Origin of the sequence: Caballeronia sp. LZ034LL, assembly GCF_031451215.1 — a bacterium.
In the GTDB taxonomy this organism is placed as follows: Bacteria; Pseudomonadota; Gammaproteobacteria; order Burkholderiales; family Burkholderiaceae; genus Caballeronia.
In genome coordinates this window covers 525,086-548,015 of the sequence record NZ_JARUXR010000004.1, presented here as the reverse complement: position 1 = coordinate 548,015, position 22,930 = coordinate 525,086, and the positions used below count along the sequence as shown (strand labels likewise).

Sequence of the window (22,930 nt, the reverse complement as noted above, 5' to 3'; positions counted from 1 at the left end):
AGTGACACAGACGCATCACGTTACCGGAGTGCGCGAAGGCGTGCAAACATCAGGCACGCGCATATCAGCCCAGTTCGAAGGTGGTCACGCCGAAGACTCGCGCAAGCGGCACATCCGGCACGCCGCGCGTGACCATGCGCGCGGTTTCGAACACGCTCGTCATGCCATGTCCGACGGCAAGCGCAACCGCCGCGGGATTGCTCTCGGGGACGTCGAGGAACACGGTTTCACCGGCGGCCTCCGCGACGAGCGCGCCATATAGCGCATGTGCGGTGGGCGCATCGTCGGCGAAGAGCGGACCGATCTTGTAGCCGCGCATGCAGCGGCGGATGACGCCGAAGCCGCGCACCGTATCGCCGGCCAGCGCCACGCGTGCGCAGGCATGCGGGAGCGTCAGCCAGTCACGCAGAAACGCTGCGCGTCGGCATGTGAATACGTGGGCGTCGTAGTCGAGCAGTGTGACGAAGGGAACGGCTGCCGCGTCGACGAGAGTGAGCGTCGCAGGATCCGGCTCGACGCTGGCCCGCGCCCTGCCTTCATAACGCACATTGCGGCCGGCAAGCACGAAACCCGATGTGCGATAGTTGGCTTGCTGCGCGAGCACGCCGTCGAGCCCGATATTGCGCGCGCCCAGATACGCCATGCCTTCGTTCCACAGGCGCAGTCCGAAGCCCCTGCCGCGCCATCCCGAACGGACGATGTACAGCCCGATGAAGCCGAACGTGTCCTCATACGCGACAGCCGAGATGCAGCCGATCGGTTCGCCATCCCATGTGCCGATAAAAAACCCTTGCGGGTCGGCGGCGAGGAAGGCGCAGGCATCGTCGAGACCGGGGTTCCAGCCTTCCGCGGCAGCCCAGTCGAGCGCGATCTGCACCTCGGACGGCGTCATGCGGCGCACGGTAAAGCGTGCGTCGTCGGGACTGGCGTGCGGCGGAGCTTCCATGCAGGACATGTGGACCTCATAGAGCTGAAGGAACTTCAGTGTCGCGCGATTCTGATGTGGGGAAAAGATGCGGGAAAAGCGGCAGACTGCGGAGGATGTGTCGGAAGAACGGGACGATGGCGATGGCGCGCCGCCCCGTTCAGGAATACCCGTGTCGCCGCTCGCTGCGGCTGAAACTCTGGCGCGAACGCCAGTCTTCGGAACGCAGGACATGCTCGCCGTCCTCGCGCGCCTGTTCTTCCGAATCGAAGCCTTCGTCGCTGTAAGCGACGACCTTCATGCCACCGCCCGCCGTGCGTTCGATGGTGATGCCCCAGTGCCACCCGCCTTCCTGATGGAAGACGTGCAGCGTCGGGTTCGACGTTGTGGTCAGTTCCATGTGCGGCTCCTTCCCCGCGATGTCCGCAAGGCCCGCCTGCGGCCTTCGACGCTCGCCCTTGCTTGCCGGCGGCTGGCTTGCCAACGTTCAATCCACTGCCTGATGTGAACCTAGCCTTACAGACCGCCGAACGGGCGGCCCCTGCCGCCTCGTTAAAACAGCATACGCAATGCGATGCTGCGGCGCAACACGAAGTTTCCCTAGGGTCGGGTGGACGTTGTGCAGACGCCGCCTGACGGAGAGCTTCGTGGCGATTGCACGGTAGCGCAATGCCTGTGTCTCCGTATTGACGGCCCGATGGCGCTTTTTTGAAATCGCCCGGCGCGATGGGCTGATGAGGTCCTTACTGCCCGCTTCTGACGCGCTTAGCCGCCCTCCGCCCGTGCTTCCGGTGCGGCGAGCCACGCCACGATGGCGCGACAGGTCCAGTTGGCGTCATCGTGCGGCAGGTCGTGGCCTGCCCACGGATGCACGAGATGCACCGTGCCCCAGTGCATGGCGGCGCGTACTGAACAGACGGGATTGACCAGCCGGTCCCGCGCCGACGACAACATCAGCACCTTCTCCGCCGGCATTTGTTTCTCCGCGCGAAACCGTGCCGCCGCGAGCAACTGCCGCAACGCATTGCCCGCGCTGGCGCCGTGCGTGCGCCGCAACGCCGCCCAGTGCGCGATATCCGCGTCCGCGCCGTCCTGCCGCTGACAGGTCAGCCGATGAATCAACACTTCGCAGCGGGCAGGCTGCCGCCAGCTCGCCGCGATGCGCAGCAGTACCGGCCATGCCGACGGCCGGAGCCTTTCGTGCATAAGAGCGAACGGCCGCATGCTCGTGTTGATCAGCACCAGCCGTTCGATATCGTCCGGATGCCGTTGCGCCCACGCGGTCGCCACCATCGCGCCGAGCGACATCGCGATCACCCGGCACGGCATGCGTACGCCGAGCGCCGTGGCGCGGGCGCGCACGAACTCCATCATCGCATCGACCGAAAGCGGCGCCGGTCGTCCCTGCTCCACGCCGTTGCCCGGCAAATCGATACAGACGATGTCCTGAGCGCCCCCCGCCAGCCCATGCGCCACCAGCGCCGCCTCGAAGCCGCCCCAGTGCCGCGTTTCACGCGTGAGGCCGCGCAGCAGGATCCATTGGCTCATCGGAGGCCCGAGCGTTGCCAGTGCTCCCGCGCGCGCCGCAACAGTTCGTCGCGCGGCGCGCCGCCCGGCAGCCAGCGTTGCGATGAATAGGCGGCGCGTGTCAGGAAATCGAAAAAGTTCGGATGGCGCCGCAACACCCGCCGCGTTCGATGCGCCTTGATCGGATTGAAGATGCCGAGCCGCGAAAACAGCTGCATCGGATTCTTGCGGATCCAGCGCCAGGAGCCGAGTTCGAGCGTCATCGGCAGGAAAATGTTGGGCGGGCGCGAGCGATCGTAGGCGAAGTCCCACAGGTCGCCGTGCAGCAGGTACTGGTGGCTCTGCGGCTCGAACGCATAGCCGTGGTGCGGGTACGACTCCTCGAACATCCGCTTGAGCAGAAACATTTCCGGCAGATGCGCCATCTGCCGCTCGGTGCGCGCATAGGGAAACCAGATGCTGTCGTCCCAGCCGAAGCCCGAATGACAGTCCAGTGCGAAGCTGAGCGGCCGCGACATCAGCTCTTCCTCGACCACGCCGAGCAGCGCGGCGCTTTCGGCTTCCATGTGGCCATCAACGGGACCGCGATACCACGGCAGCCACGGCCCGATGCGCTGACCGCCCGCGAGAAACGGCACCCGTCCCTCGGCGCTTTGCGGCGCGTTGCGCATCAGGTCGACGCCGTTCGGGTTCGCCCGCGTGCGCGCGAACATGCCGCCGGGATTGACGATCGGCATGAAGATCAGACGGATCGCGCGCAATTGCTGTTGCAGCGTGTCGTCCCATTCGAGGCGCGTCAGCAAGGCGCGCATGTATTCGAGCACGAGCTGCGTGCCGATGCATTCGAGCCCATGCACGCCGCCGAAGAAGCCGATGGCGGGCACGCCCGGATCGCTGGAACCGATGGATGCGGTCAGCAGCGGAAACACCCGTCCGCGCGAATGCACTTCGCAGCGCGTGCGCCATTCGAAGTGCGCGCCGCCCGCGACGCGAAGCGCCTCGAGTTCGTCCATCTCGGGAAAACTGCTGGTGACGACACTGCTTGCGTTCATGACGACGGCCCGCGGTCCTGTATCTGTTCTGTGCTGCGTTTTTTGAATCAGACTGTGGTTCCGTGCTTCGGTGCCTTGCGCTGGCACGGCGCTGACCATGCACTGACCATGCATTGACCTTGCGCTGACGTTGCATTGGCAAGGCCGCTGCGCTCCACCCGGAAGACCCGAGTATAGGCGGATGACCGGCAGACAATATGTCGATGCGACGACTTGCTCCTCGTGCGCGACGTCAGGACCGTCACTGCACAAAGGCGCTTCGTCACCTAGAATCAAATCACTGCCTTAGGTCCGCCGTCTCGGCGCGCGAGGTCATCGTCATGACACATCCTTCCCGCCTGATCCTGTCCGCGCTTGCGCTGTGCTGCGCGACATCCGTATTCGCCCAGACCGCCGCGCAGCTCACGGATCCCAACGCGCCCAAGACCCGCGCACAGGTCCGCCAGGAGTTCTTGTTGTGGCGCGCCGCCGGCTATGACCCGGACGACTGGCTCAACTATCCCGACAACGCCATCGCGGCAAGCCGCATCGTCGCGCAGCGGCAGGCGCAGGGGCAGACCGAGCAGCACTGATCGAAGCAGGCGCTCAGTCTTCGTGGTCGGAGTAATCGGTGTATTTGCGCGCGTCGCCTTTGACGCGCTCCGCCGGATACTTCTCGCGGTTGAGCGCCATCTTCTCGACCAGCGCGCGATACAGATCGACATCGAGCGCATCGGCGAGCATCACGAGATAGGCGAGCACGTCGGCCATCTCGTGGCGGATCGCGCGCAGCTTCGCTTCGTCGAGTTCGCTCTTTTCGCCGTTCGCCAGCCACGTGAACGGTTCGAGGAGTTCGCTCGCCTCCACCGAGAGCGCCGCCGCCAGGTTCTTCGGCGTATGAAAGCGGCTCCAGTCGCGTTCGCGGACGAACTCGCGCAGCAGGTCGCGCATCTCCGCGAGTTCGCCGCGCTCTTCGTCCTGCCGGTTACCGGGCTCCATGCCGCCCTCCGACGCGGTTCCGATCTCACGCATCCGGATACAGCCCCAGCGTGCGCGCATGCAGCCGCGCCAGTCCGAGGAGCGCATCGGTGAAGGGCGTCGGCACGCCCGTCATGGCGCCGAGTTCGCGCACGGAGGCCACCAGCGCGTCGAGTTCGACCGCCTTGCCCGCCTGCACGTCCTGCAACATTGAGGTGCGCATCGCGCCGAGCCTGCGCGTGACGGCGTGACGGTCTTCGGGCGCCTGCTCGATCGGAATGCCGAAGCGCGCGCCGATCTCCTTCGCCTCCAGCATGACCCCGGTGACGAAGCCGCGCACCAGGTCGTCGGCGAGGATGCGGTCCGTGGTCGCGCCGGTGATCGCGCTGATGGGATTCATCGTCATGTTGCCCCACAGCTTGAACCATACGTCGCGCTGGATCAGCGGCGAGAGGGTGGCGTCGAAGCCCGCCTTGGCGAACAGTGATACGAGCGCCTCGGTACGCGCAGCCGGGCCGCCCGCCACTTCGCCGATGATCAGTCCACGCCCGTGATGATGGCGGATGACGCCCGGCGTCTCGACGTAGCAGCTTGCATGCACCACGCAGCCGACCGTTTGCGCTGCCGGGATCGCGGCGCCGATGCTGCCGTGCGGATCCACCGACGACAGCTGCTTGCCGGTGAAGGGCGCGGGCAGGCCGTCGCAGAACCACCAGGGCACGCCGTTCATCGCGGTGAGGACGATCGTGTCAGGCCCGATGAGCGGCGCGATGTGGGCGGCGACCGATTCCATCGCCGGGGCCTTGACGGCCACGATGACCAGATCCTGCACGCCGAGGTCCGCCGGGTCGGCGCTCGCCGCGACCTTCACGGTATGGGTCGCGTCCTGTTCGACGAGCCGCAGCCCGTCCTGCCGCAGCGCCTCGAGCGTCGCGCCGCGCGCGACCACGCTGACGTCGCAACCCGCCTGCGCGAGCTTGACGCCGAGCCAGCCGCCGATGGCGCCCGCGCCGTAGATGCCTGTTTTCATGGTGCTGATTCCTCTCTTCGCTGGCTATCGATCGTTCGCCATTGTAAGAGGGGAATCCGGCGCCGCTGCACATTCAATGCGCGATGCCCGTCGCGAGCCGGGCCAGGATCAGCAGCGTCGCGCCGAACGCGCCCGCCAGCGCGACGGCGACGAACGGCAGAAGCGATACCTTCACCTCCGCGAAATCAGCGTTGTGGGACGCGCGCCGGCGCACGCCGAAAAAACTCCACAGCACGATGCGGATCATCTTCAAGAGGTTCACGAGCGGCTCCTTCAAGGGGACATGCGTTGTTCATGTCCCGATGATGAGCGCTGCTGCCCGCAAAAAACAGCAGCAGTTGCGGCGTTTCGAGCGGTAGCAGAAGGCCGCGCTCTAGGGGCTTGCGCCGCTGTTTCAAGAGACGCGCGGCAAAAATATAGTGTGCTTGAAGACCCGTTGAAGGGTATTGAAACGATAGCCTGCGCACCTACCTTGGATGCAGAGGCGGCGAACCGACACGCTGCCGTTTCAACTTCCTGCTGCCGGCCACATGGCCGCAACCCTGGAGACTGGACCATGAGTGACTTTTATTTTGGCGGCGACCTGTTCTCGGAACTGGACCGCGTGCAACGGCAGGTGTCCTCGCTGTTCGGCAACGTGCCTTCGAGCATTCGTTCGAGCCGCGCGGACAGCTTTCCGCAACTGAACATCGGCAGCACCGACGAGGCCATCCAGATCGTCGCGTTCGCGCCGGGCGTCGAGCCTGCATCGCTCGATGTCACCGTCGACAAGGGCACGCTCACCATCAGCGGCGAACGGCGCGCGCCGGCAGCCGCGGAAGGCTCGCGCACCTATGCGAAAGAGCGCTTCAAGGGCAGCTTCCGCCGCGTGATCGAACTGCCGCAGAACGCGGACAGCGACAAGGTCGAAGCGCGCTATGAAAACGGCACGCTGTTCATCACCATCGGCAAGCGCGAAGCATCGAAGCCGCGCGCCATCACCATTCAGTAAGAGGGAAGCCATCATGATCGATACCCCGCAAAGCGCAACGCAAGCCACGCCGCAAACCACGCCGCAAACCGCAGCCCGCGTCGCACCGCAGACCGTGGACGCCGTGCGCCGCACTACGGTGACGCCCGCCGTCGATATCATCGAGGACAGCCAGGGCATTACCGTCTATGCCGACCTGCCCGGCGTGCCGCGCGAGAAGCTCGATGTAAAGGTGCACGACGCGCGCCTCACCATCGAAGCCGAAGCGGACCTGCCGGTGCAGGGCGCGGTCCGTGCGCATCACACTGAACTGCGCGCGCCGCGTTTCGTCCGCGCGTTCACGGTGAGCGACGACTTCGACACCACGAAGATCGACGCCAATCTCAGCCATGGCGTGCTGAAGCTCACCATTCCGCGCCGCGAGCAGGCGCGTCCGCGTCGCGTCGAAGTGCGCGCAAGCTGAAACACCGGCAAGCCCAACACGCCCGACAAGAACGGCCGCGATCTTCGCGGCCGTTTTCGTGTCTGGAAGCGACTCTCTATAATCGTCCCTGGCGGCGCCCGCCGCCCCAAGTTCAATCATTCAAGAAAACAAGGGACTATCGTGAAGAGGCTGTTGACGGTGTTGTTGGGTTCGATGCTGACCGTATCGATCGGAGCGCATGCGAAGGAATGGTCGACGATCCGCTTTGGCGTCGACGCAAGTTATCCGCCTTTCGAATCGAAAGCGCCGGACGGCTCGCTGGTCGGCTTCGATATCGATGTCGGCAATGAACTGTGCCGCCGCCTCAACGCGAAGTGCGTGTGGGTGGAAAACGCCTTCGACGGCATGATTCCCGGCCTCAAGGCCCGCAAGTTCGACGGCGTCCTGTCCACCATGTCGATGACGCCCGCGCGCGTCAAGCAGATCGCCTTCTCGAGCAAGCTCTTCCACGTGCCGACGCGCCTCGTGGCGAAGCGCGCCTCCTCGATCCAGCCGACCGCCGAAGCGCTCGCGGGCAAGACGGTCGGCGTCGAACAGGGTTCGATGCAGGAAACCTATGCGAAGGTCCACTGGGGCGCGCAGGGCGTGAAGGTGGTGTCGTATGCCGATCAGGACCAGGTCTATCAGGATCTGCTGGCCGGCCGTATCGATGCCTCGCTGCAGAACGCCGTGCAGGCCGAGCGCGGCTTCCTCGATACGCCGCGCGGCAAGCCTTACGGTTTCGCGGGCGGCGCGCTGGAAGACAGCGCGATCTTCGGGCCCGGCACGGCCATCGGCCTGCGCAAGGAAGACACCGACCTGAAGGAAAAACTCGACGGCGCCATCGCCGCGATGATCAAGGACGGCACGTACAAGCGCATCGAGCAGAAGTATTTCGACTTCGACATCTACGGCGAGTAATCACCTTGACGCAGCCGCCCGCATCCGGTTCCTCCAATGTCCACCGCGCGGCGGCTGTCGGCTATACGGCCCACGCGGACAGCTATGTGCGCGGACGGCCCGACTATCCGCCCGCGCTCACGGGCTGGCTCGTCGAACAGCTCGGGCTCGGGCCGGGTGCGAGCGTGGTCGACCTGGGCGCGGGCACCGGCAAGTTCACGCCGCGGCTCGTGCAGACCGGCGCGCAGGTTTTCGCGGTCGAGCCGGTCGATTCCATGCGCGCGAAGCTCTCGGCCGCGTTGCCCGAGGTCGAGGCGCTGGCGGGCAGCGCGCAGTCCATTCCGCTTGCCGACGCCTCGGTGGATGCCGTCGTCTGCGCCCAGTCGTTCCATTGGTTCGCCAGCCGCGCGGCGCTCGACGAGATTCATCGCGTCCTCAAACCGGGCGGCAGGCTCGGCCTCGTCTGGAACATGCGCGATGCCCGCGTGCCGTGGGTCGCGAAGCTGGACGCCATCGTCAACCGCTACGAAGGCGACACGCCGCGCTACTACACCGGCGCCTGGCGCAGCGCGTTTCCGCATGCGGGTTTCGGGCCGCTCGTCGAAACGCACTTCGGCATTGGCCACACGGGCGCGCCGGAAGACGTGATCCTGAATCGCGTGCGTTCCACGAGCTTCATCGCGGCGCTGCCTGAGGCAGAGCGCGAGGACATCGAGCGCGCGGTGCGCCAGTTGATCGACGATGAACCCGACTTGCGCGGTAAAAGCGAAGTCACCGTGCCTTACGAGACCGCCGCCTTTCTCGCCGTGCGTCAATAGCCTTTCCGTCGAAGCATCCGCCGCGCACCCTGCCGGCATCCCGCGCACGCCGCCAGTAGAATGAACCCGACCTCGCATCGGCACTGAAATACCGCACTGAAAATACCGCACTGAGCGAGGCCGCGCGCGAATGGAGATCCGATCCGCATGATCTGACATGACCGGAGCGGCCGGCGGGCTGGCGCCGCTCACTCTCGCAAGGAGAGTCCATGAAGGTGCTTGCCGTTCATCCCAGCGGGCTGATGTACACCCGCGTATTCCTCCGCCTCGAACCGCTCGGGCTCGAAACCGTCGCGGCCGCCGTGCGCCGCGCGGGACACGATGTGCGCCTGATCGACCTGCAAGTCGAAACGCATCGCGACCTCGACCGTCTGATCCGCGACTGGCGTCCCGATGCGCTGTGTTTCTCGGGCAACTATCTCGCCAACATTCCCGAAATCATCGATCTCGCCCGCGCCGTCCGCGACGTCCTGCCGGCCTGCTTCGTGTTCGTCGGCGGACATAGTGCGTCGTTCACGGCGGCGGACCTGCTGCGCCACGCGCAAGGCGCGATCGATTGCGTGCTGAAAGGCGAAGGCGAGGCCTCAGTGAATGCGTTGCTGCATGCGGTCGCGAGCGGCGCTTCCCTGCTCGACGTGCCCGGCGCGGTGACGAGCGAAGGCGCGGGACCGCCGCCGCGCTTCGTCGACAGTCTCGATGACCTGCTGCCCGCACGCGATCTGCTGCGGCATCGGCGCAAGTATTTCATCGGCACGCTGGATCCGTGTGCGTCGATCGAATTCGCGCGCGGCTGTCCGTGGGACTGCACGTTTTGCAGCGCGTGGACCTTTTATGGGCGCAGCTATCGCGCGCGCAGTCCGCAGGTGATCGCCGATGAACTGGCGTCGATCCGTGAGCTGGGCGTGTTCATCGTCGACGATGTCGCCTTCGTGCACGCCGAGCACGGCATGGAGATAGGCCGCGCGATCCAGCAACGCGGCATCCGCAAGCAGTATTACCTCGAAACCCGTGGCGATGTGCTGCTGCGCAACCAGGAGGTGTTCCGTTTCTGGCGCACGCTCGGCTTGCAGTACATGTTCATCGGCATGGAGGCGATCGACGCCAAAGGGCTGAAAGCGTTTCGCAAGCGCATCACGCTCGACAAGAATTTCGAGGCGCTGGAGTTCGCGCGATCGCTCGGGATCACGGTCGCGATCAATCTCATCGCCGATCCCGACTGGACGCGCGAACGCTTCGAGGCGGTGCGTCAATGGTGCCTGGAGATTCCGGAGATCGTGAACATCAGCGTCAACACGCCTTATCCCGGCACGGAGATCTGGCTGCGCGAACAGCGCCGGCTGACGAGTCTCGACTATCGTCTCTACGACATCCAGCACGCCGTGCTGCCCACGCGCCTGCCCTTGCCCGAGTTCTACGCGGAACTCGTGCGCACGCAGCAGGTGCTCAATCGCAAGCACATGGGCTGGGCGGCCTTGCGCGGCGCGGCGGGCCAGGCCGTGCATTTGCTGATGCAGGGTCAGACGAATTTCATCCGCATGCTGTGGCGCTTCAACTCCGTGTTCGATCCGCGCCTGCAACTGGGCGATCACGCGCGCACGGTGCGTTACCCGATGACGCCGCCGCTCCCGCCCGACGCGGCCGCGAACGTCAAGGCCGTCTACGTGCACGGACCGATGGGGCGCAAGTCGCGGCGCATCGATGACGCGACCGAGAAGTTCGTCGACGAAACGCGAAGCGGCGCGGACTAGCGCTTTCTTCAAAAACAAGGAGAGGTCGATGGCAACGCTCAAGCAGATCCAGGCCCGGCTCAGGAAGTTGCAGGAACGCGCGGAGAGCCTGATTGCGGACCACGCGCAGGCGGTGCTCGACGACATCCGCGCGATGATGGAGCGCCACGGTCTCGCTGCGGACGACACCGAGCGGCTACGCAAGAAGTCGAGGCGCGCGGCCAAGCCGAATGTCGCGATTCCCGCGCCCGTGAAGCGGCACGAAGCGGTGAACCGGGCCGCGAAAACGGGCAAGCTGCCGGCGAAGTATCGCAATCCGGAGACCGGCGAGACCTGGAGCGGCTGGGCGCGGCCGCCTGCGTGGATCGCCAATGTGAAGGACCGCAGCCGGTTTTTGATTGATGCGGAGGGGGTGGAGGTCGCGGTGAAGCCGAAGGCGAAGGCGGCCGCGAAATCCAGGCCGAAGCCGGCCGCGAAGAAGTCCGCAGCAGTGCCGGCTCGCAAGACGTCCGGCAGGAAGACGGCATCGCGGAAGTGAGGATTTTTGCCGTTGAGGAAACGTATCGCACCCGGAACGGTCTATCGGGCCCGACACCGCTGTGACGGCTTCGAAGACTGCGACCGCCCTTCCTGGCAAGGAGGTGCGGCAGCAAGCACCTCAGCGCGCAATGTCTGAAGGTTACTCGACGAGCGCGCCCAGCGGCCAGCCGTTCCCAGCTGTCTTCACAGGCTCGCCACGTGCCGCGCCCGAACTGCGACCTCAGCCAAAAGGCCGGGTGATTGAGCGGTTCTGTAACGAAATCTATAAAAGTATACGAACGTATATGAATCTCCCGATATACTTAGGTAGAGATTCTTATACAGAGACAGATGATGGATCCAGTCAGAAATCCCTTCGCGCCGGGTGCAGGCAGTAAGCCGCCTGAACTCGCTGGCCGTGAAGCCATCATTGAGGACGCGCGCATTGCCATTGAGCGTGCATTGCTGTGCAAGCCCAGCCGTTCGCAAATGTTTCTTGGATTGCGAGGCGTCGGCAAGACTGTTCTGCTCAATGCGGTCGAAGCGCTTGCTGAGAACCGTGGGCACGTGACTTCGATGATCGAGGCTCCTGAGAACAAGTCCTTGGGCGAGCAGTTGCTGCCTCGCTTGCATCAAGCGCTCCGAAAGTTGTCCGCAACGGCCAATGCAAAGGCGAAAGCGTACGATGCACTGCGAGCCCTCAGGTCATTTGCTTCGACGTTCAAGCTTGAATACGGCGACATTGCGATTGCAGTGGATGCCGAAGAAGGTGTCGCAGACAGCGGAGATCTTGAAAATGATCTTCCCGAGTTGTTCGTGCGGGTCGGCGAGGCTGCCACGGCCGCAGGCAAAGCGTGGACCCTGCTCATTGATGAAGTCCAATATCTCAGCGAAAAAGACCTGGCGGCGCTAATCGTAGCGTTGCACAAGATCAACCAGAGAGGCTTGCCTGTACTGTTTTTTGGCGCCGGCTTGCCCCAGGTCGCCGCTTTGTCGGGAGAGGCCAAGTCCTACGCCGAGCGATTGTTTCATTTCCCTGAAATCGGTGCGTTGCCGGAAGAAGACGCGAAAGCAGCGATCCGCCAACCTGTTACTGATGAGGGTGCATTCGTTGACGAGGCAGCCCTGATCGAGATTTTTGCGAAAACCAGGGGGTACCCCTACTTCTTGCAGGAGTGGGGTCACCAATGCTGGAATCTCGCAGCCGGCGATACGATTACCGTCGCCGATGCGCAGCTAGCCGAGACGACAACACTCAAGCGACTGGACGAGGGTTTTTTCAAGGTACGCTTTGATCGGCTCACGCCTAAAGAACGTGAATACGTCATTGCGATGGCGAAATTGGGCAATGGCCCGTACCGTTCCGCCGATGTTGCCGACGCGCTGGGTGAGACCCTGCAGAGCCTCGGCCCCCGCCGCGCGCAGATCATCAGCAAAGGCATGATTTACAGTCCATCACATGGAGACGTAGCGTTTACTGTGCCGATGTTCAATGACTACCTGATTCGCAATTTCATCCAGCAGCCCTAGACGTCCCGGCCGTTCTGAAGCGGATCTGATTAATGCCGGCGCAGGGACGGCGCGGCGGGGCTGCGTTCTCGCGTGTTGGACTATCAGTGTCAACAATTCAGTGCATGTGCAGAAGCTTTTACAGACAGCCTGGCGCCACGAACCACGAGCGCATGAGCCGTCCAAAATCGGCACACTGTTTGCATGACGCAGCCTGACCCTGTCGATAACGCCGAGGACCTCATGCATCATTCGATCGAACCTCATGAGCTGACCCACATCGATCTCTCGCGGTTTCAGGTGGTGCAGGTCTCCGATGGAACCTTCACCGTGGTCTTGTGGGAAGCGGCCGAACTCACGCCCGCCCCGACGGGTCCGGCCACCCTCACCATTCGTCTGTGCGATCCGCTCAATCCGGTGCGCCGCAAGGATGTCTGCGAGCATCTGCGGACGCATCTCGCGGCTGCGCGCGTCAAACAGAACCGTCCGCGCCACGCGCAACGCGTGCTGCGAGACCAGTCAGTCGTCAGCCGCCCCTGATCGCTTTCTCTAAGAAGGTCCACAGCGCGTCGTCGGCGGAATACGGCACGTTGAAGCGAAAGCACGGACTTGCCGCGTCGCCGGGACGGAAGTAAGACCCCGGCGCCAGCCAGATGCCATGCTGCAAAGCCTGCGTCGCGACGGTGTTGCCGCGCGCGGGATCGATTGGCAGCGCGCCCCACACGAACAGCCCCGCGCGCGGCCGGCGGAACAGTTCCACGCCGAGCGCGTCCATGCGCTCTTCGATCAGCACGTGCGCGTCCTTCAGCTTCTCGACGACGAACTCGACGTGCCGCGCGTAGCGTCCTTCCGTCAGCACCTTTTCCACGATCCGCTCGGTCGCCTCCGAGGTCGTCAGCCCAACCGCCATCTTCGTGCGCGCCAGTTCGCGCAGCACGTCGCGCTCCGCGACGACATAGCCGCAGCGGAGCGACGGCGTGATCGTCTTCGCGAACCCGCCGACGTACAGCACGCGATTGAGCCCTTCCATCGATGCGAGCAACGGCGCGCCGGGCGGCGCAAGTTCGCGGTTCACATCGTCCTCGACGACCCACAGGCCGTGGCGCTCCGCGATCTGCATCAGCCGAAAGGCCGAAGCCATGCTGAAAGTCGCGCCGGTGGGGTTCTGCAGCGTGGTATTGAGGAACACCGCTTTCGGCCGGTGCTCGATGACGACGCGCTCGAACACATCGGTATCGATGCCCGCGACCGTGCGCGGCACGCCATGCACCTGCAAACCCGCGAGTTGCAGAATCTGCAGCAGGTTGCAGTAGCCAGGATCCTCGACGACCACGGCATCGCCCGGACGCAGCAGTGTGCGCACGATCAGGTCGAGCGCCTGCGTGGCGCCGGCGGTCAGGAGAACGTTCGTGGCGGCATCGACCGGCAGGCCATGGCGGTCGAGTTGTTCCGCGATGCGCTCGCGCAGTGGCGCGAACCCGTACGGATGCCCGTAGTCGGCGATGCGCGCCGCCGGCACGCGGCTCACCGCGCGCAATGCGTGCTGCAGGCCGCTTTCATTGACCCATTCGTTGGGCAGCCAGCCGCAGCCGGACTTGATCGGCACCGAATGATCCGCGAAGACATCCGACAGCAGCCAGGTCGCGGTGAGGCTCGGCGGCTGCCACGCCCGTTCGCGCACGGGCTCGCTGCGGCCACGCACGGCCACCCGATAACCCGAACCGCGCCGCGCAGTGACGAGGCCCATCGACACGAGCCGGCCATACGCTTCCGTCACCGTGAAAGTGCTGAGCCGCTCGGCTTCGGCCAGCCGCCGCACCGACGGCAGCAGCGCGCCCGCGCGCAGCGTCTGCTCCTCGATGGCCTGCGAGAACGCGCGCACCAGTTGTTCGACGAGCGTCGGCGTCTGACGCGAGCCGCGCTCCAGCTTGAGTTCGATCATGAAGGCGAGAATAGCGCGGGCCATGCGCGTTGACCAATACAGTTCACCGCATTTTGCCAGCACAGTTAGCAACGCAGTGAGAGAACTGTCTATGCCGCGCAAAATGGCTGCGGAATACAGTGCCGTAACCGCCTTTTTTCCGGAGAAGACCTGCCATGAATGCCCGCCCCGTCATCGAAGACCTTTCGTCGTTCTGGATGCCCTTCACCGCCAATCGCCAGTTCAAGGCCGCGCCGCGCCTGCTGGAAAGCGCGAAAGGCATGTACTACCGTTCGACCGACGGCCGCGACGTGCTCGACGGCACCGCCGGCCTGTGGTGCGTGAACGCGGGCCATTGCCGGGACGAGATCGTCGAGGCGGTACAGAAGGCCGTCTCCACGCTCGACTTCGCGCCGACCTTCCAGATGGGCCATCCGCTCGCGTTCGAAGCCGCCAGCCGCGTCGCCGGCCTGATGCCCGAAGGGCTCGACCGGATCTTCTTCACGAATTCGGGTTCGGAATCCGTCGATACCGCGTTGAAAATGGCCCTCGCCTATCATCGCGCCCGGGGCGAAGGCCAGCGCACCCGTTTGATCGGCCGGGAGCGCGGCTATCACGGCGTCGGCTTCGGCGGCATTTCGGTGGGCGGCATCGCGCCGAATCGCAAGACCTTTTCGGGCGGCCTGCTGCCGTCCGTCGATCACCTGCCGCATACCCACGATCTCGCCCACAACGCGTTCACCATAGGTCAGCCGGCGTGGGGCGAGCATCTCGCGGAAGAACTGGAGCGCATCGTCGCGCTGCACGACGCCTCGACGATCGCCGCAGTGATCGTCGAGCCGCTCGCCGGCTCGACCGGCGTGCTGGTGCCGCCGAAGGGCTATCTGCAAAAGCTGCGCGACATCTGCACGAAGCACGGCATCCTGCTGATCTTCGACGAGGTCATCACCGGCTTTGGCCGTCTCGGCAAGGCGACCGCCGCCGAATATTTCGGCGTGACGCCGGACCTCATCACGATGGCCAAGGCGATCAACAACGCGGCCATTCCGATGGGCGCAGTGGCCGCGCATCGCAAGGTTCACGATGCGATCGTCGATGCGGGCGCCGCCAACGCCATCGAACTGTTCCACGGCTATACGTATTCGGCGCACCCGGTCGCGACGGCGGCGGCAATTGCCACGATCGATCTCTATCAGCGCGACAAGCTGTTCGAGCGCGCCGCGTCGAAGGCGGAGAAGTTCGAGAGCGCCGTCCACGCGCTGCGCGACGCGCCGTTCGTCAAGGACATCCGCAATCTGGGTCTGGTGGCGGGCATCGAACTCGAATCGCGCGAAGGCGCGCCGGGCGCGCGTGCGTATGAAGTGTTCGTCAAGTGCTTCGAGGCCGGCGTGCTGGTCCGCTACACCGGCGACATTCTCGCGTTCTCGCCGCCGCTCATCATCGAGGATGCGCAGATCGAGCAGATCTTCGGCACGGTGAAGAAGGTGCTGGAAAGCGTCAAGTAAGCGTCTTCAATGCCGGTGAGTGCCACTTTATGAGGCCGTTTTTTTGCGGACTATCGCATTTCGGCAAATGCGGGTCTTCACTGATGACGGCGCAAGAACCGGGGTGAAGGAAGCGCGCGGCATCCGCATCATGGACACATTCACTCAACGAGGAAGAAACCATGAATGCGCCTCACGTCGTCGCCGAACCGCACATCCTGTATCTCGGCACGCCTGTCGTGCTCGTCAGCACCGTCAACGAAGACGGCACGCATAACCTCGCACCGATATCGTCGGCATTCTGGCTGGGCTGGCGCGGCGCGCTCGGCATCGCGACGAGTTCGCAGACCGCGCAAAATCTGCTGCGCACCGGCGAATGCGTGCTGAACCTGCCGTCGAGCGGAGAAGTGAGCGCTGTCGACCGGATCGCGCGAACCACGGGCATGAATCCCGTCTCACCGTTCCGGCAGGCGTTGGGCTATGTGTATGAACCCGACAAGTTCGGGCGCGCGGGCATGACGCGAGTGAAGTCCGATACCGTCGCCGCTGCTCGCGCGCTCGAATGCCCGATCCAGCTCGAAGCCGTGCTGGCAGCCGCGCATGGCATCGGCGAGGACAGTGACGAACTGCGCGGCGCGCTGAGTCTCTTCGAAGTGCGGATCCAGCGCGTTCACGTCCATCCTGATCTGCTCATGGACGATCACGCCAATCGCATCGATCCGGACAAGTGGTCGCCGCTCATCATGAGCTTCCAGAAGTTCTATGGGCTCAGCGGACAAGTGCATCCGTCCAGACTCGCCGAGATTCCGGAGAATGCATACGAGGCGCTTGCGCAGGTGTGAAGCCAGCACGTCCCAACGCACGACGCCGCGCATCAGCGCGGCGTCGTGCAATCCAACGGAATACAACCGGCCTCAACCGTAAACCGGGAACCGCTTCGTCAACTCCGCGACCTGCGCGCGCACGCGTTCGAGACTGGCCGCGTCCTCCGGGCTTTCGAGCACATCGGCAATCAGGTTGCCGACGATCTCCGCCTCCTTCGTGCCGAAACCGCGCGTGGTCATCGCGGGCGAGCCGAGCCGAATGCCGCTCGTGACGAAAGGCTTCTCCGGATCGTTCGGGATCGCGTTCTTGTTGACCGTGATGTGCGCTGCCCCGAGCGCCGCTTCAGCAGCCTTGCCCGTGATCTTCTTGGCGCGCAGGTCGACCAGCATCACGTGGCTTTCCGTACGGCCCGAGACGATGCGCAAGCCGCGCTTCACCAGCGTTTCCGCCAGCACGCGGGCGTTGTCGACCACCTTCTGCTGATACTCCTTGAACTCCGGCGAGAGCGCTTCCTTGAACGCAACCGCCTTCGCCGCGATCACGTGCATCAGCGGACCGCCCTGGATGCCCGGGAAGATCGCCGAGTTGATCTGCTTCTCATACTCGGCCTTCATCAGGATCACGCCGCCGCGCGGGCCGCGCAGGCTCTTGTGCGTGGTCGTGGTGACGAAGTCCGCATGCGGCACCGGATTCGGATACACGCCCGCCGCGATCAGCCCGGCATAGTGCGCCATGTCCACCATCAGATAAGCATCGACGCTCTTCGCGATCTTCGCCAGCCGCTCGAAGTCGATCTTCAGCGCAAACGCCGAAGCGCCCGCCACGATCAGCTTCGGCTTGTGCTCGCGCGCCTGCTGCTCGGCCGCGTCGTAATCGATGTCTTCAGCTTCGTTCAGGCCGTAGCTCACGACGTTGAACCACTTGCCCGACATGTTCACCGGCGAGCCATGCGTCAGGTGACCGCCGTGCGCGAGGCTGAGGCCCATGATCGTGTCGCCCGGCTTGAGCATCGCAAAGAACACGCCCTGATTGGCTTGCGAACCGGAGTTCGGCTGCACGTTGGCCGCTTCCGCGCCGAACAGCTGCTTCACGCGGTCGATGGCCAGCTGTTCCACCACGTCCACATACTCGCAGCCGCCGTAGTAACGCTTGCCCGGATAGCCTTCCGCATACTTGTTGGTGAGCTGCGAGCCTTGCGCTTCCATGACGGCGGGGCTCGTGTAATTCTCCGACGCGATCAGTTCGATGTGCTCTTCCTGACGGCGATTTTCATGGCTGATGGCCGCCCAGAGTTCGGGGTCGACGTTTTCGACGGTGCTGCTAGCGCGATTGAACATGGTGAAGTATCGATGAAAGTTGAAGTCGAACTGCTTCGGGTGCCTGATCCACACGTTGCATTTCACCGAAGTCGCGCGCGGCCCGCTAGAAGAATTCCGACATTCCGATGGGACGGGACGCCACAACAGCACAAAAAAATCGAAGGCCGGATTGCTGCATGACCTTCGATTCGCATGACCGTGCGCCTGATCGTCGGCGAACCGCCGTCAGTGGGCGCGAAGCACGTCGGGCGCCTTAGCGTTCCATGACCAATAGCGTCGACGTCGCCGATGCGAACAGCCGCCCGCTCATGTCCATCAGCGATGCCTCGGCGAACGCCGCACGCCGTCCGATGCTCAGCACGCGCCCTTCCGCGCGCACCACGCCGGTGTCGCGCGTAATGGCCTTGTGGTACGCCACCTTGAGTTCGAGCGTCGTGTAGGCCTGCGTCGCGGTCAGGCACGAGTGCACCGCGCAACCGCATGCGGAATCGAGCAGCGTGGCCGCATAGCCGCCGTGCACGGTGCCGATGGGGTTGTACGCATGATCGCCAGGCACGCCCGCGAACACTGCCCGGCCCGCTTCCACTTCGATGAAGTCGAATTCCAGCGACACCAGGATGCCGGGCCTGCGCCCGCTCGCAATCAGCTTGCGCATTTGCGCGAGGCCATCGAGGCCCGCAGCCGTCTCTTCGATCAGACTCATTTCGCCTTCTCCGTCGTGCTGCTTGCTGTCTGGATCGTGCTGTCGTCGCCAGTGACGCTCCAGCCGCCGCCCAGCGCGCGGTACAAGGCCACGGCGGCGAGCGCATGGTCGCGTTGCGACTGGTTGAGCGCATCGGCGTCGCGCAGATAGGTCTGCTGGGCGTCGAGCACGTCGAGGAAGCTCGCCGCGCCGCCCTTGTACAGCTGCGTCGACAGCGTCAGCGACTGACCGGACGCCGTGAGCGCATCGTTCAGGCGCGCGCTCGATTCGGTCGTGCTGACGAGATCGCTGCGCGTGTCCTCGACGTCCTTCAGCGCTTGCAGCATCGTCTGGCGCAGATCGAGTTCCGATTCGCGCATGCGGCTCTCGTTCTGACCGATTTCCGCCGTGATGCGCCCCGCGTTGAAGATCGGACTAGTGGCATTGAGCGCGGCCGAGAACAGGTTGTCGGTAAGCGTCGGCAGGCCGAGATACGACGACGCCAGCAGGCCATCGGTCAGACGCAGCGAGAACTTCGGATAGCGCTCCGCCCGCGCCACGCCCACTTCGGCCGCGCGTTGCTGAACCGTGGCGTAGGCCGCCAGCACGTCGGGACGGCGCAACAAGGCCTCCGACGGCAACATCTGCGGCGCGCCGCCCGCCGGCACCGGAATGCGCGGCGCCGTGCCGGCATCGGCGAGCATCAGGCGGTCGAGCGCTTCCGGCGTGCGTCCCGAATACACCGCGATCAGGCTCAACTGATGCTGGATCGTGGCCTGCGTGCGCGGAATGCGCGACAGCAGATCGCTCAGTTGATTCTGCGCGCGCGCGACATCGAGCTGGGTGGAAAGGCCGTATTGCAGGCGGCGCTGCGTGAGCCTGAGCGCGCGCTCGCGGATCGCCTGATTGTCCTGCAGGATCTTCAGTTCGGCCTGGGCCCAGCGCAGGTCGATATACGCGGCGGCCGTGTTCGCCGCCAGCGCGAGCCGCACCTGATCCGCCGCATGTTGCCGCCCGACCAGCTGCGCCTGCGAGGCCAGCAGTTCCAGCCGCTCGCCGCCGAACACGTCAGGCGTCCAGCTCAGCGCGAGCCCGATGCCCGCCTGCCTCACGTAACCGAGCGGCGGCGGCGTGTTCTGGCGCGAATCGGACGCGCCGGCATTGACATCGAGTTGCGGCAGCAGCACCGAGCGGCGCTGCGTCGTGATGGCCTGCGCCTGCTTCACGCGTTCGAGCGCGGCTTGCAGATCGAGGTTCTCATCGAGCACCGACGCCACCAGTTCGTGCATCAGCGGATCGTTGAACTGCTGCCACCAGGCGAGCGGATCGGCGGCGGCTTTGGGCGTCACGACGCTCCAGTCGACGGGCGCGGTGGCCTGGACGGTCGCGGGCAGGTCGGCGTGCGTGGCGGGCTGCACCGCGCAGGCGGCAAGCGTCAGAAGCGCGATGGTTGAGAGGACGAGTTTCTTCATGGTCGGAGTCGGATGGAAACCGGATTCAATGAGCGTCCGGCGATGCCGGCGCAACGCCTATCGGCTTGGCGAACAGCACGGTCGCGAGGCCGAACAGAAAACACAGCGCGAGCACGTAGAAGCAGTCGGCGAAGGTCAGCACGAGCGCCTCGCGCAGCACCAGCGCGTGCAGCGACGCCAGCCCCGCCTGCGAGGCGTTCAGCGCGTCGCCCGCCACCGAGGCGAGATGCGACGAACTGCGCGCCAGCATGTCTTCCACGGCGGAGCGCCCGGTCGTCACGTTCTCGTTGAGGCGCAGATAGTGCAGATTGAGACGGTCGTTGAGCATCGTGGAACTCACCGCAATGCCGATCGCGCCGCCCAGGTTGCGCATCAGGTTGAACAGGCCGCTCGCCGACTTGAGCCGCGACGGCGGCAGCGAACCGAGCGCCATCGTGACGATGGGCGGCACCGCGAACTGCTGACCGATGCCGCGCAGCGCCTGCGGCAGCAGGAATTGCTGCCAGCCCCAGTCATGCGTGAGCGGCGTATAGAAGTAACAGCCCGCACCGAAGCAGACGAGCCCGAAGGCCAGCAACACGCGCATGTCGATGAAGCGCGACGCGAAGCCATACACGCCGATCGACAGCAACTGGAAACACCCGACCGACAGCAGCGCGAGACCTGTATGCAGCGAATCGAAACCGCGCACGCGCGCAAGGAACACCGGCGTCAGGAACACCGAGACGAAGATGCCGATGCCGGTCACGAACGACAGCACGCTGCCGATCGCGAAGTTGCGCACCGCGAGCGCACGCAGATCGACGATGGGGTCTTTCGCGGTGAAGGCATGCACGAGGAACAGGAAACCGCAGATCGCCGAGATCCACGTGCACGCGATGATCACGTTGTCGCCGAACCAGTTCTTGCGCGGCCCTTCTTCCAGCACGTATTCGAGGCAGCCCAGAAAACCCGACATCAGCGCAATGCCCAGATAGTCGCCCTTCTTCAGCAGCGAGAGATCCGGCGTGTCGATATGCACGTACTTCGGCACCAGCAACGCGACCACGAGACCCGGCACGACGTTCAGGTAGAACAGCCAGTGCCACGACCATTGATCGGTGATCCAGCCGCCGATCACCGGACCGACCGCCGGCGCGAGCGAGGCCAGCGCGCCGATGGTTGTCGATGCAATCAGTCTCTGCTTGCCTGGAAACAGCACGAAGGCGGTCGTGAAGACGGTCGGGATCATTGCGGCGCCGAGCGCGCCCTGGAGGCAGCGGAACAGGATCATCGAGTTGATGTCCCACGCCATGCCGCACAGCATGCTGGTGATCGTGAAACCCACCGCCGATGCCGCGAACAGCCAGCGCGTGGAGAACACTTTCGAGAGCCAGCCGGACATCGGGATCACCAGGATTTCGGCGATCAGATACGAGGTCTGCACCCACGAGAGTTCATCCTGGCTCGCGGACAAGCCGCCGCCGATGTCCTTCAGCGACGACGCGACGATCTGGATGTCGAGCGTCGCCATGAAGAAGCCGAGGCACATCAGCGCGAACGCGAAGGCGCGCAGATTGAGCGGCTGGGTCGACGGGTCGGCGAGCGGCGCCGGGGTCGGTGATCGGGTCATGAGCGCGCTCCTCAGCCGTTCGCCTGCTGGCGCAGATGCACTTTCACCGTCGCGGACAGGCCCGGACGCAACACGTTCTCCATGCCCTTCGGCACGTCGAGACGGATGCGCACCGGCACGCGCTGCACGATCTTCGTGAAGTTGCCGGTCGCGTTCTCTGCCGGCAGCACGCTGAAGGTCGCGCCGGTCGCGGGCGCCAGGCTCTCGACGTGGCCGCTGAGCGGCAGGTTCGACGCATCGAGTTCGATATCGGCCGTATCGCCCGCGCGCATCTTCTTCAACTGGTCTTCCTTGAAGTTCGCGTCGACCCACAGACCCGTTGCGGGCACCACGGTCAGCAACGACGTGCCGACATTCGCCAGCACGCCGACGCGCGCCGTCCGGTTGCCCACATAGCCGTCCACCGGCGCGCGGATCGTCGTGTACTCCACGTTCAGCGCCGCAACCCGTCGCGCCGCCGCGGCGGTGGCCACGCGCGCCTCGGCGTCGGCGATCTGCGCATCGATCACGCTCAGCTGGCGCTTCGCCGCGACCAGCGCCGCGCCGCTGCGGTCCACCGACGCCTGTGCTTTCGCGTAGTCCGCATCGGCACGCTCGACGATCTGGTTCGATACCGCGTCGTCCTTCACCAGCTCGCGATAACGTGAACGGTCCTGCGCGCTGCGCGTCAGTTCCGCCGCCGACGCATGCACTTCCGCCTGCTGCTGGTTGATCACGGCGGCCTGGAGCGCGTCCTTCGCCTGCAGTTCGACCACGGCGGCGCGCGCGCCCGACAGATCGGCGTCCGCCTGCGCGAGCCGCGCGTCATAGTCGCGGGAATCGAGACGGATCAGCACCTGGCCCGCCTTGACGGGCTGGTTGTCCTGCACCAGCACGTCCGTCACGAAGCCGTTCACCTTCGGCGCCAGCACGGTGACGTCGCCGCCCACGTAGGCATCGTCGGTCGATTCCTGGAAGCGCAGCACCAGCGCCCACCACGCCGCCGCCGCGATCACCACCAGTCCGACCAGACCTAGCGCCAGCAGCATCCACGGAATGCGCCGCGCTGGCCGCGCCAGGGCGGGCGCGGCGACCGAGGGAATGTTTGTCGTTGGAGTCGTCATTTTGTCAGCTTTGTGTGCATATGCACGATTGAGAGTGAAAAATGGACCGATCAAGCCGTCCGTCATAGGCCGGAAGACTAGATGTGCATATGCACCCCGTCAACCGTCACGGCTC

The 22,930-nt window shown here is 64.8% G+C and carries 24 protein-coding genes; 11 read left to right on the top strand and 13 right to left on the bottom strand.

Annotated elements, in window-relative coordinates; all coding sequences use genetic code 11:
* Window positions 1–64 precede the first annotated feature (64 nt).
* From QCE83_RS29880 to QCE83_RS29865, 4 genes are all read right to left on the bottom strand, one after another.
* A complete protein-coding gene (locus tag QCE83_RS29880) occupies window positions 65–946 on the bottom strand; it encodes a GNAT family N-acetyltransferase (protein WP_309821177.1) in 882 nt (293 codons plus the stop codon).
* Window positions 947–1,085: 139 nt separating this feature from the next.
* On the bottom strand, window positions 1,086–1,325 hold the full coding sequence (locus QCE83_RS29875) for a hypothetical protein (RefSeq protein WP_309819688.1): 240 nt from the start codon (window positions 1,323–1,325) through the stop codon (window positions 1,086–1,088).
* A gap of 365 nt (window positions 1,326–1,690) precedes the next feature.
* Complete coding sequence (locus QCE83_RS29870) at window positions 1,691–2,473, bottom strand: alpha/beta hydrolase (protein WP_309819686.1); 783 nt, start codon at window positions 2,471–2,473, stop codon at window positions 1,691–1,693.
* Complete coding sequence (locus QCE83_RS29865) at window positions 2,470–3,504, bottom strand: M14 family zinc carboxypeptidase (protein ID WP_309819684.1); 1,035 nt, start codon at window positions 3,502–3,504, stop codon at window positions 2,470–2,472. The genes QCE83_RS29870 and QCE83_RS29865 overlap by 4 nt, the downstream gene beginning before the upstream one ends.
* Window positions 3,505–3,824: 320 nt before the next feature.
* On the opposite strand from QCE83_RS29865, the gene QCE83_RS29860 reads away from it, so the two are divergent.
* On the top strand, window positions 3,825–4,076 hold the full coding sequence (locus QCE83_RS29860) for a DUF4148 domain-containing protein (protein WP_309819682.1): 252 nt from the start codon (window positions 3,825–3,827) through the stop codon (window positions 4,074–4,076).
* A gap of 13 nt (window positions 4,077–4,089) precedes the next feature.
* On the opposite strand, the gene QCE83_RS29855 is transcribed toward QCE83_RS29860, so the two are convergent.
* The 3 genes from QCE83_RS29855 to QCE83_RS29845 all read right to left on the bottom strand — a co-directional run bounded on the left by QCE83_RS29855 (window position 4,090) and on the right by QCE83_RS29845 (window position 5,753).
* Window positions 4,090–4,482 carry a nucleotide pyrophosphohydrolase gene (locus QCE83_RS29855; protein ID WP_309819680.1) on the bottom strand — a complete coding sequence of 131 codons (393 nt, stop codon included), beginning with the start codon at window positions 4,480–4,482 and terminating at the stop codon, window positions 4,090–4,092.
* A gap of 25 nt (window positions 4,483–4,507) precedes the next feature.
* Window positions 4,508–5,491, bottom strand: coding sequence for a 2-dehydropantoate 2-reductase (locus tag QCE83_RS29850; protein ID WP_309819678.1), 984 nt, complete (start codon window positions 5,489–5,491; stop codon window positions 4,508–4,510).
* A 73-nt stretch (window positions 5,492–5,564) separates the two neighbouring features.
* A complete protein-coding gene (locus QCE83_RS29845) occupies window positions 5,565–5,753 on the bottom strand; it encodes a DUF2970 domain-containing protein (protein WP_309819676.1) in 189 nt (62 codons plus the stop codon).
* 294 nt (window positions 5,754–6,047) lie between these two features.
* On the opposite strand from QCE83_RS29845, the gene QCE83_RS29840 reads away from it, so the two are divergent.
* The 8 genes from QCE83_RS29840 to QCE83_RS29805 all read left to right on the top strand — a co-directional run bounded on the left by QCE83_RS29840 (window position 6,048) and on the right by QCE83_RS29805 (window position 12,937).
* Window positions 6,048–6,482: an Hsp20/alpha crystallin family protein gene (locus QCE83_RS29840; RefSeq protein ID WP_309819674.1), complete on the top strand. Its 435-nt coding sequence runs from the start codon at window positions 6,048–6,050 to the stop codon at window positions 6,480–6,482.
* 16 nt (window positions 6,483–6,498) lie between these two features.
* Entirely contained in the window at window positions 6,499–6,924 is a 426-nt protein-coding gene (locus tag QCE83_RS29835) for an Hsp20/alpha crystallin family protein (RefSeq protein ID WP_309821176.1), read from the top strand.
* A gap of 141 nt (window positions 6,925–7,065) precedes the next feature.
* Window positions 7,066–7,845 (top strand): ABC transporter substrate-binding protein, encoded by a 780-nt coding sequence (locus tag QCE83_RS29830; RefSeq protein ID WP_309819672.1) that lies wholly within the window; start codon window positions 7,066–7,068, stop codon window positions 7,843–7,845.
* A gap of 5 nt (window positions 7,846–7,850) precedes the next feature.
* Window positions 7,851–8,642, top strand: coding sequence for a methyltransferase domain-containing protein (locus tag QCE83_RS29825; RefSeq protein WP_309819670.1), 792 nt, complete (start codon window positions 7,851–7,853; stop codon window positions 8,640–8,642).
* 209 nt (window positions 8,643–8,851) lie between these two features.
* Window positions 8,852–10,390 carry a hopanoid C-3 methylase HpnR gene (gene hpnR, locus QCE83_RS29820; protein ID WP_309819668.1) on the top strand — a complete coding sequence of 513 codons (1,539 nt, stop codon included), beginning with the start codon at window positions 8,852–8,854 and terminating at the stop codon, window positions 10,388–10,390.
* Window positions 10,391–10,418: 28 nt separating this feature from the next.
* Window positions 10,419–10,907, top strand: coding sequence for an H-NS histone family protein (locus tag QCE83_RS29815; RefSeq protein ID WP_309819667.1), 489 nt, complete (start codon window positions 10,419–10,421; stop codon window positions 10,905–10,907).
* Between the two features lie 335 nt (window positions 10,908–11,242).
* Window positions 11,243–12,418: an ATP-binding protein gene (locus QCE83_RS29810; RefSeq protein WP_309821175.1), complete on the top strand. Its 1,176-nt coding sequence runs from the start codon at window positions 11,243–11,245 to the stop codon at window positions 12,416–12,418.
* Window positions 12,419–12,640: 222 nt separating this feature from the next.
* Entirely contained in the window at window positions 12,641–12,937 is a 297-nt protein-coding gene (locus QCE83_RS29805) for a hypothetical protein (protein WP_309819663.1), read from the top strand.
* Here QCE83_RS29805 and QCE83_RS29800 read toward each other — a convergent pair.
* Entirely contained in the window at window positions 12,924–14,339 is a 1,416-nt protein-coding gene (locus tag QCE83_RS29800) for a PLP-dependent aminotransferase family protein (RefSeq protein WP_309821174.1), read from the bottom strand. The two genes, QCE83_RS29805 and QCE83_RS29800, sit on opposite strands and share 14 nt — an antisense overlap.
* A gap of 155 nt (window positions 14,340–14,494) precedes the next feature.
* Between QCE83_RS29800 and QCE83_RS29795 the strand changes: the two genes are divergently transcribed.
* Together QCE83_RS29795 and QCE83_RS29790 are read left to right on the top strand one after the other, a co-directional pair.
* Entirely contained in the window at window positions 14,495–15,823 is a 1,329-nt protein-coding gene (locus QCE83_RS29795; protein WP_309819661.1) for an aspartate aminotransferase family protein, read from the top strand.
* 161 nt (window positions 15,824–15,984) lie between these two features.
* Window positions 15,985–16,644 (top strand): flavin reductase family protein, encoded by a 660-nt coding sequence (locus QCE83_RS29790; protein ID WP_309819659.1) that lies wholly within the window; start codon window positions 15,985–15,987, stop codon window positions 16,642–16,644.
* Between the two features lie 72 nt (window positions 16,645–16,716).
* Here QCE83_RS29790 and glyA read toward each other — a convergent pair whose 3' ends face one another.
* The 5 genes from glyA to QCE83_RS29765 form a co-directional block, all read right to left on the bottom strand.
* Window positions 16,717–17,964, bottom strand: a complete 1,248-nt coding sequence (glyA, locus tag QCE83_RS29785; protein ID WP_309819657.1) for a serine hydroxymethyltransferase — start codon at window positions 17,962–17,964, stop codon at window positions 16,717–16,719.
* A gap of 235 nt (window positions 17,965–18,199) precedes the next feature.
* Window positions 18,200–18,649, bottom strand: coding sequence for a PaaI family thioesterase (locus QCE83_RS29780; RefSeq protein ID WP_309819655.1), 450 nt, complete (start codon window positions 18,647–18,649; stop codon window positions 18,200–18,202).
* On the bottom strand, window positions 18,646–20,100 hold the full coding sequence (locus tag QCE83_RS29775; protein ID WP_309819652.1) for an efflux transporter outer membrane subunit: 1,455 nt from the start codon (window positions 20,098–20,100) through the stop codon (window positions 18,646–18,648). Before QCE83_RS29775 ends, QCE83_RS29780 begins: the two co-directional genes overlap by 4 nt.
* A 25-nt stretch (window positions 20,101–20,125) precedes the next feature.
* On the bottom strand, window positions 20,126–21,712 hold the full coding sequence (locus tag QCE83_RS29770; protein WP_404985863.1) for a DHA2 family efflux MFS transporter permease subunit: 1,587 nt from the start codon (window positions 21,710–21,712) through the stop codon (window positions 20,126–20,128).
* Between the two features lie 11 nt (window positions 21,713–21,723).
* The gene (locus QCE83_RS29765) at window positions 21,724–22,815 is read right to left on the bottom strand and encodes an HlyD family secretion protein (protein ID WP_309819650.1); all 1,092 of its coding nucleotides are present in this window, start codon (window positions 22,813–22,815) and stop codon (window positions 21,724–21,726) included.
* Window positions 22,816–22,930 lie beyond the last annotated feature (115 nt).

What these genes read in the sequence shown, in the direction of transcription:
- QCE83_RS29880 (WP_309821177.1), bottom strand. Translation starts at nt 946, where the DNA reads ATGGAAGCTCCGCCGCACGCCAGTCCCGACGACGCACGCTTTACCGTG.
- QCE83_RS29875 (WP_309819688.1), bottom strand. Translation starts at nt 1,325, where the DNA reads ATGGAACTGACCACAACGTCGAACCCGACGCTGCACGTCTTCCATCAG.
- QCE83_RS29870 (WP_309819686.1), bottom strand. Translation starts at nt 2,473, where the DNA reads ATGAGCCAATGGATCCTGCTGCGCGGCCTCACGCGTGAAACGCGGCAC.
- QCE83_RS29865 (WP_309819684.1), bottom strand. Translation starts at nt 3,504, where the DNA reads ATGAACGCAAGCAGTGTCGTCACCAGCAGTTTTCCCGAGATGGACGAA.
- QCE83_RS29860 (WP_309819682.1), top strand. Translation starts at nt 3,825, where the DNA reads ATGACACATCCTTCCCGCCTGATCCTGTCCGCGCTTGCGCTGTGCTGC.
- QCE83_RS29855 (WP_309819680.1), bottom strand. Translation starts at nt 4,482, where the DNA reads ATGGAGCCCGGTAACCGGCAGGACGAAGAGCGCGGCGAACTCGCGGAG.
- QCE83_RS29850 (WP_309819678.1), bottom strand. Translation starts at nt 5,491, where the DNA reads ATGAAAACAGGCATCTACGGCGCGGGCGCCATCGGCGGCTGGCTCGGC.
- QCE83_RS29840 (WP_309819674.1), top strand. Translation starts at nt 6,048, where the DNA reads ATGAGTGACTTTTATTTTGGCGGCGACCTGTTCTCGGAACTGGACCGC.
- hpnR (WP_309819668.1), top strand. Translation starts at nt 8,852, where the DNA reads ATGAAGGTGCTTGCCGTTCATCCCAGCGGGCTGATGTACACCCGCGTA.
- QCE83_RS29815 (WP_309819667.1), top strand. Translation starts at nt 10,419, where the DNA reads ATGGCAACGCTCAAGCAGATCCAGGCCCGGCTCAGGAAGTTGCAGGAA.
- QCE83_RS29810 (WP_309821175.1), top strand. Translation starts at nt 11,243, where the DNA reads ATGGATCCAGTCAGAAATCCCTTCGCGCCGGGTGCAGGCAGTAAGCCG.
- QCE83_RS29805 (WP_309819663.1), top strand. Translation starts at nt 12,641, where the DNA reads ATGCATCATTCGATCGAACCTCATGAGCTGACCCACATCGATCTCTCG.
- QCE83_RS29800 (WP_309821174.1), bottom strand. Translation starts at nt 14,339, where the DNA reads ATGATCGAACTCAAGCTGGAGCGCGGCTCGCGTCAGACGCCGACGCTC.
- QCE83_RS29795 (WP_309819661.1), top strand. Translation starts at nt 14,495, where the DNA reads ATGAATGCCCGCCCCGTCATCGAAGACCTTTCGTCGTTCTGGATGCCC.
- QCE83_RS29790 (WP_309819659.1), top strand. Translation starts at nt 15,985, where the DNA reads ATGAATGCGCCTCACGTCGTCGCCGAACCGCACATCCTGTATCTCGGC.
- glyA (WP_309819657.1), bottom strand. Translation starts at nt 17,964, where the DNA reads ATGTTCAATCGCGCTAGCAGCACCGTCGAAAACGTCGACCCCGAACTC.
- QCE83_RS29780 (WP_309819655.1), bottom strand. Translation starts at nt 18,649, where the DNA reads ATGAGTCTGATCGAAGAGACGGCTGCGGGCCTCGATGGCCTCGCGCAA.
- QCE83_RS29775 (WP_309819652.1), bottom strand. Translation starts at nt 20,100, where the DNA reads ATGAAGAAACTCGTCCTCTCAACCATCGCGCTTCTGACGCTTGCCGCC.
- QCE83_RS29770 (WP_404985863.1), bottom strand. Translation starts at nt 21,712, where the DNA reads ATGACCCGATCACCGACCCCGGCGCCGCTCGCCGACCCGTCGACCCAG.
- QCE83_RS29765 (WP_309819650.1), bottom strand. Translation starts at nt 22,815, where the DNA reads ATGACGACTCCAACGACAAACATTCCCTCGGTCGCCGCGCCCGCCCTG.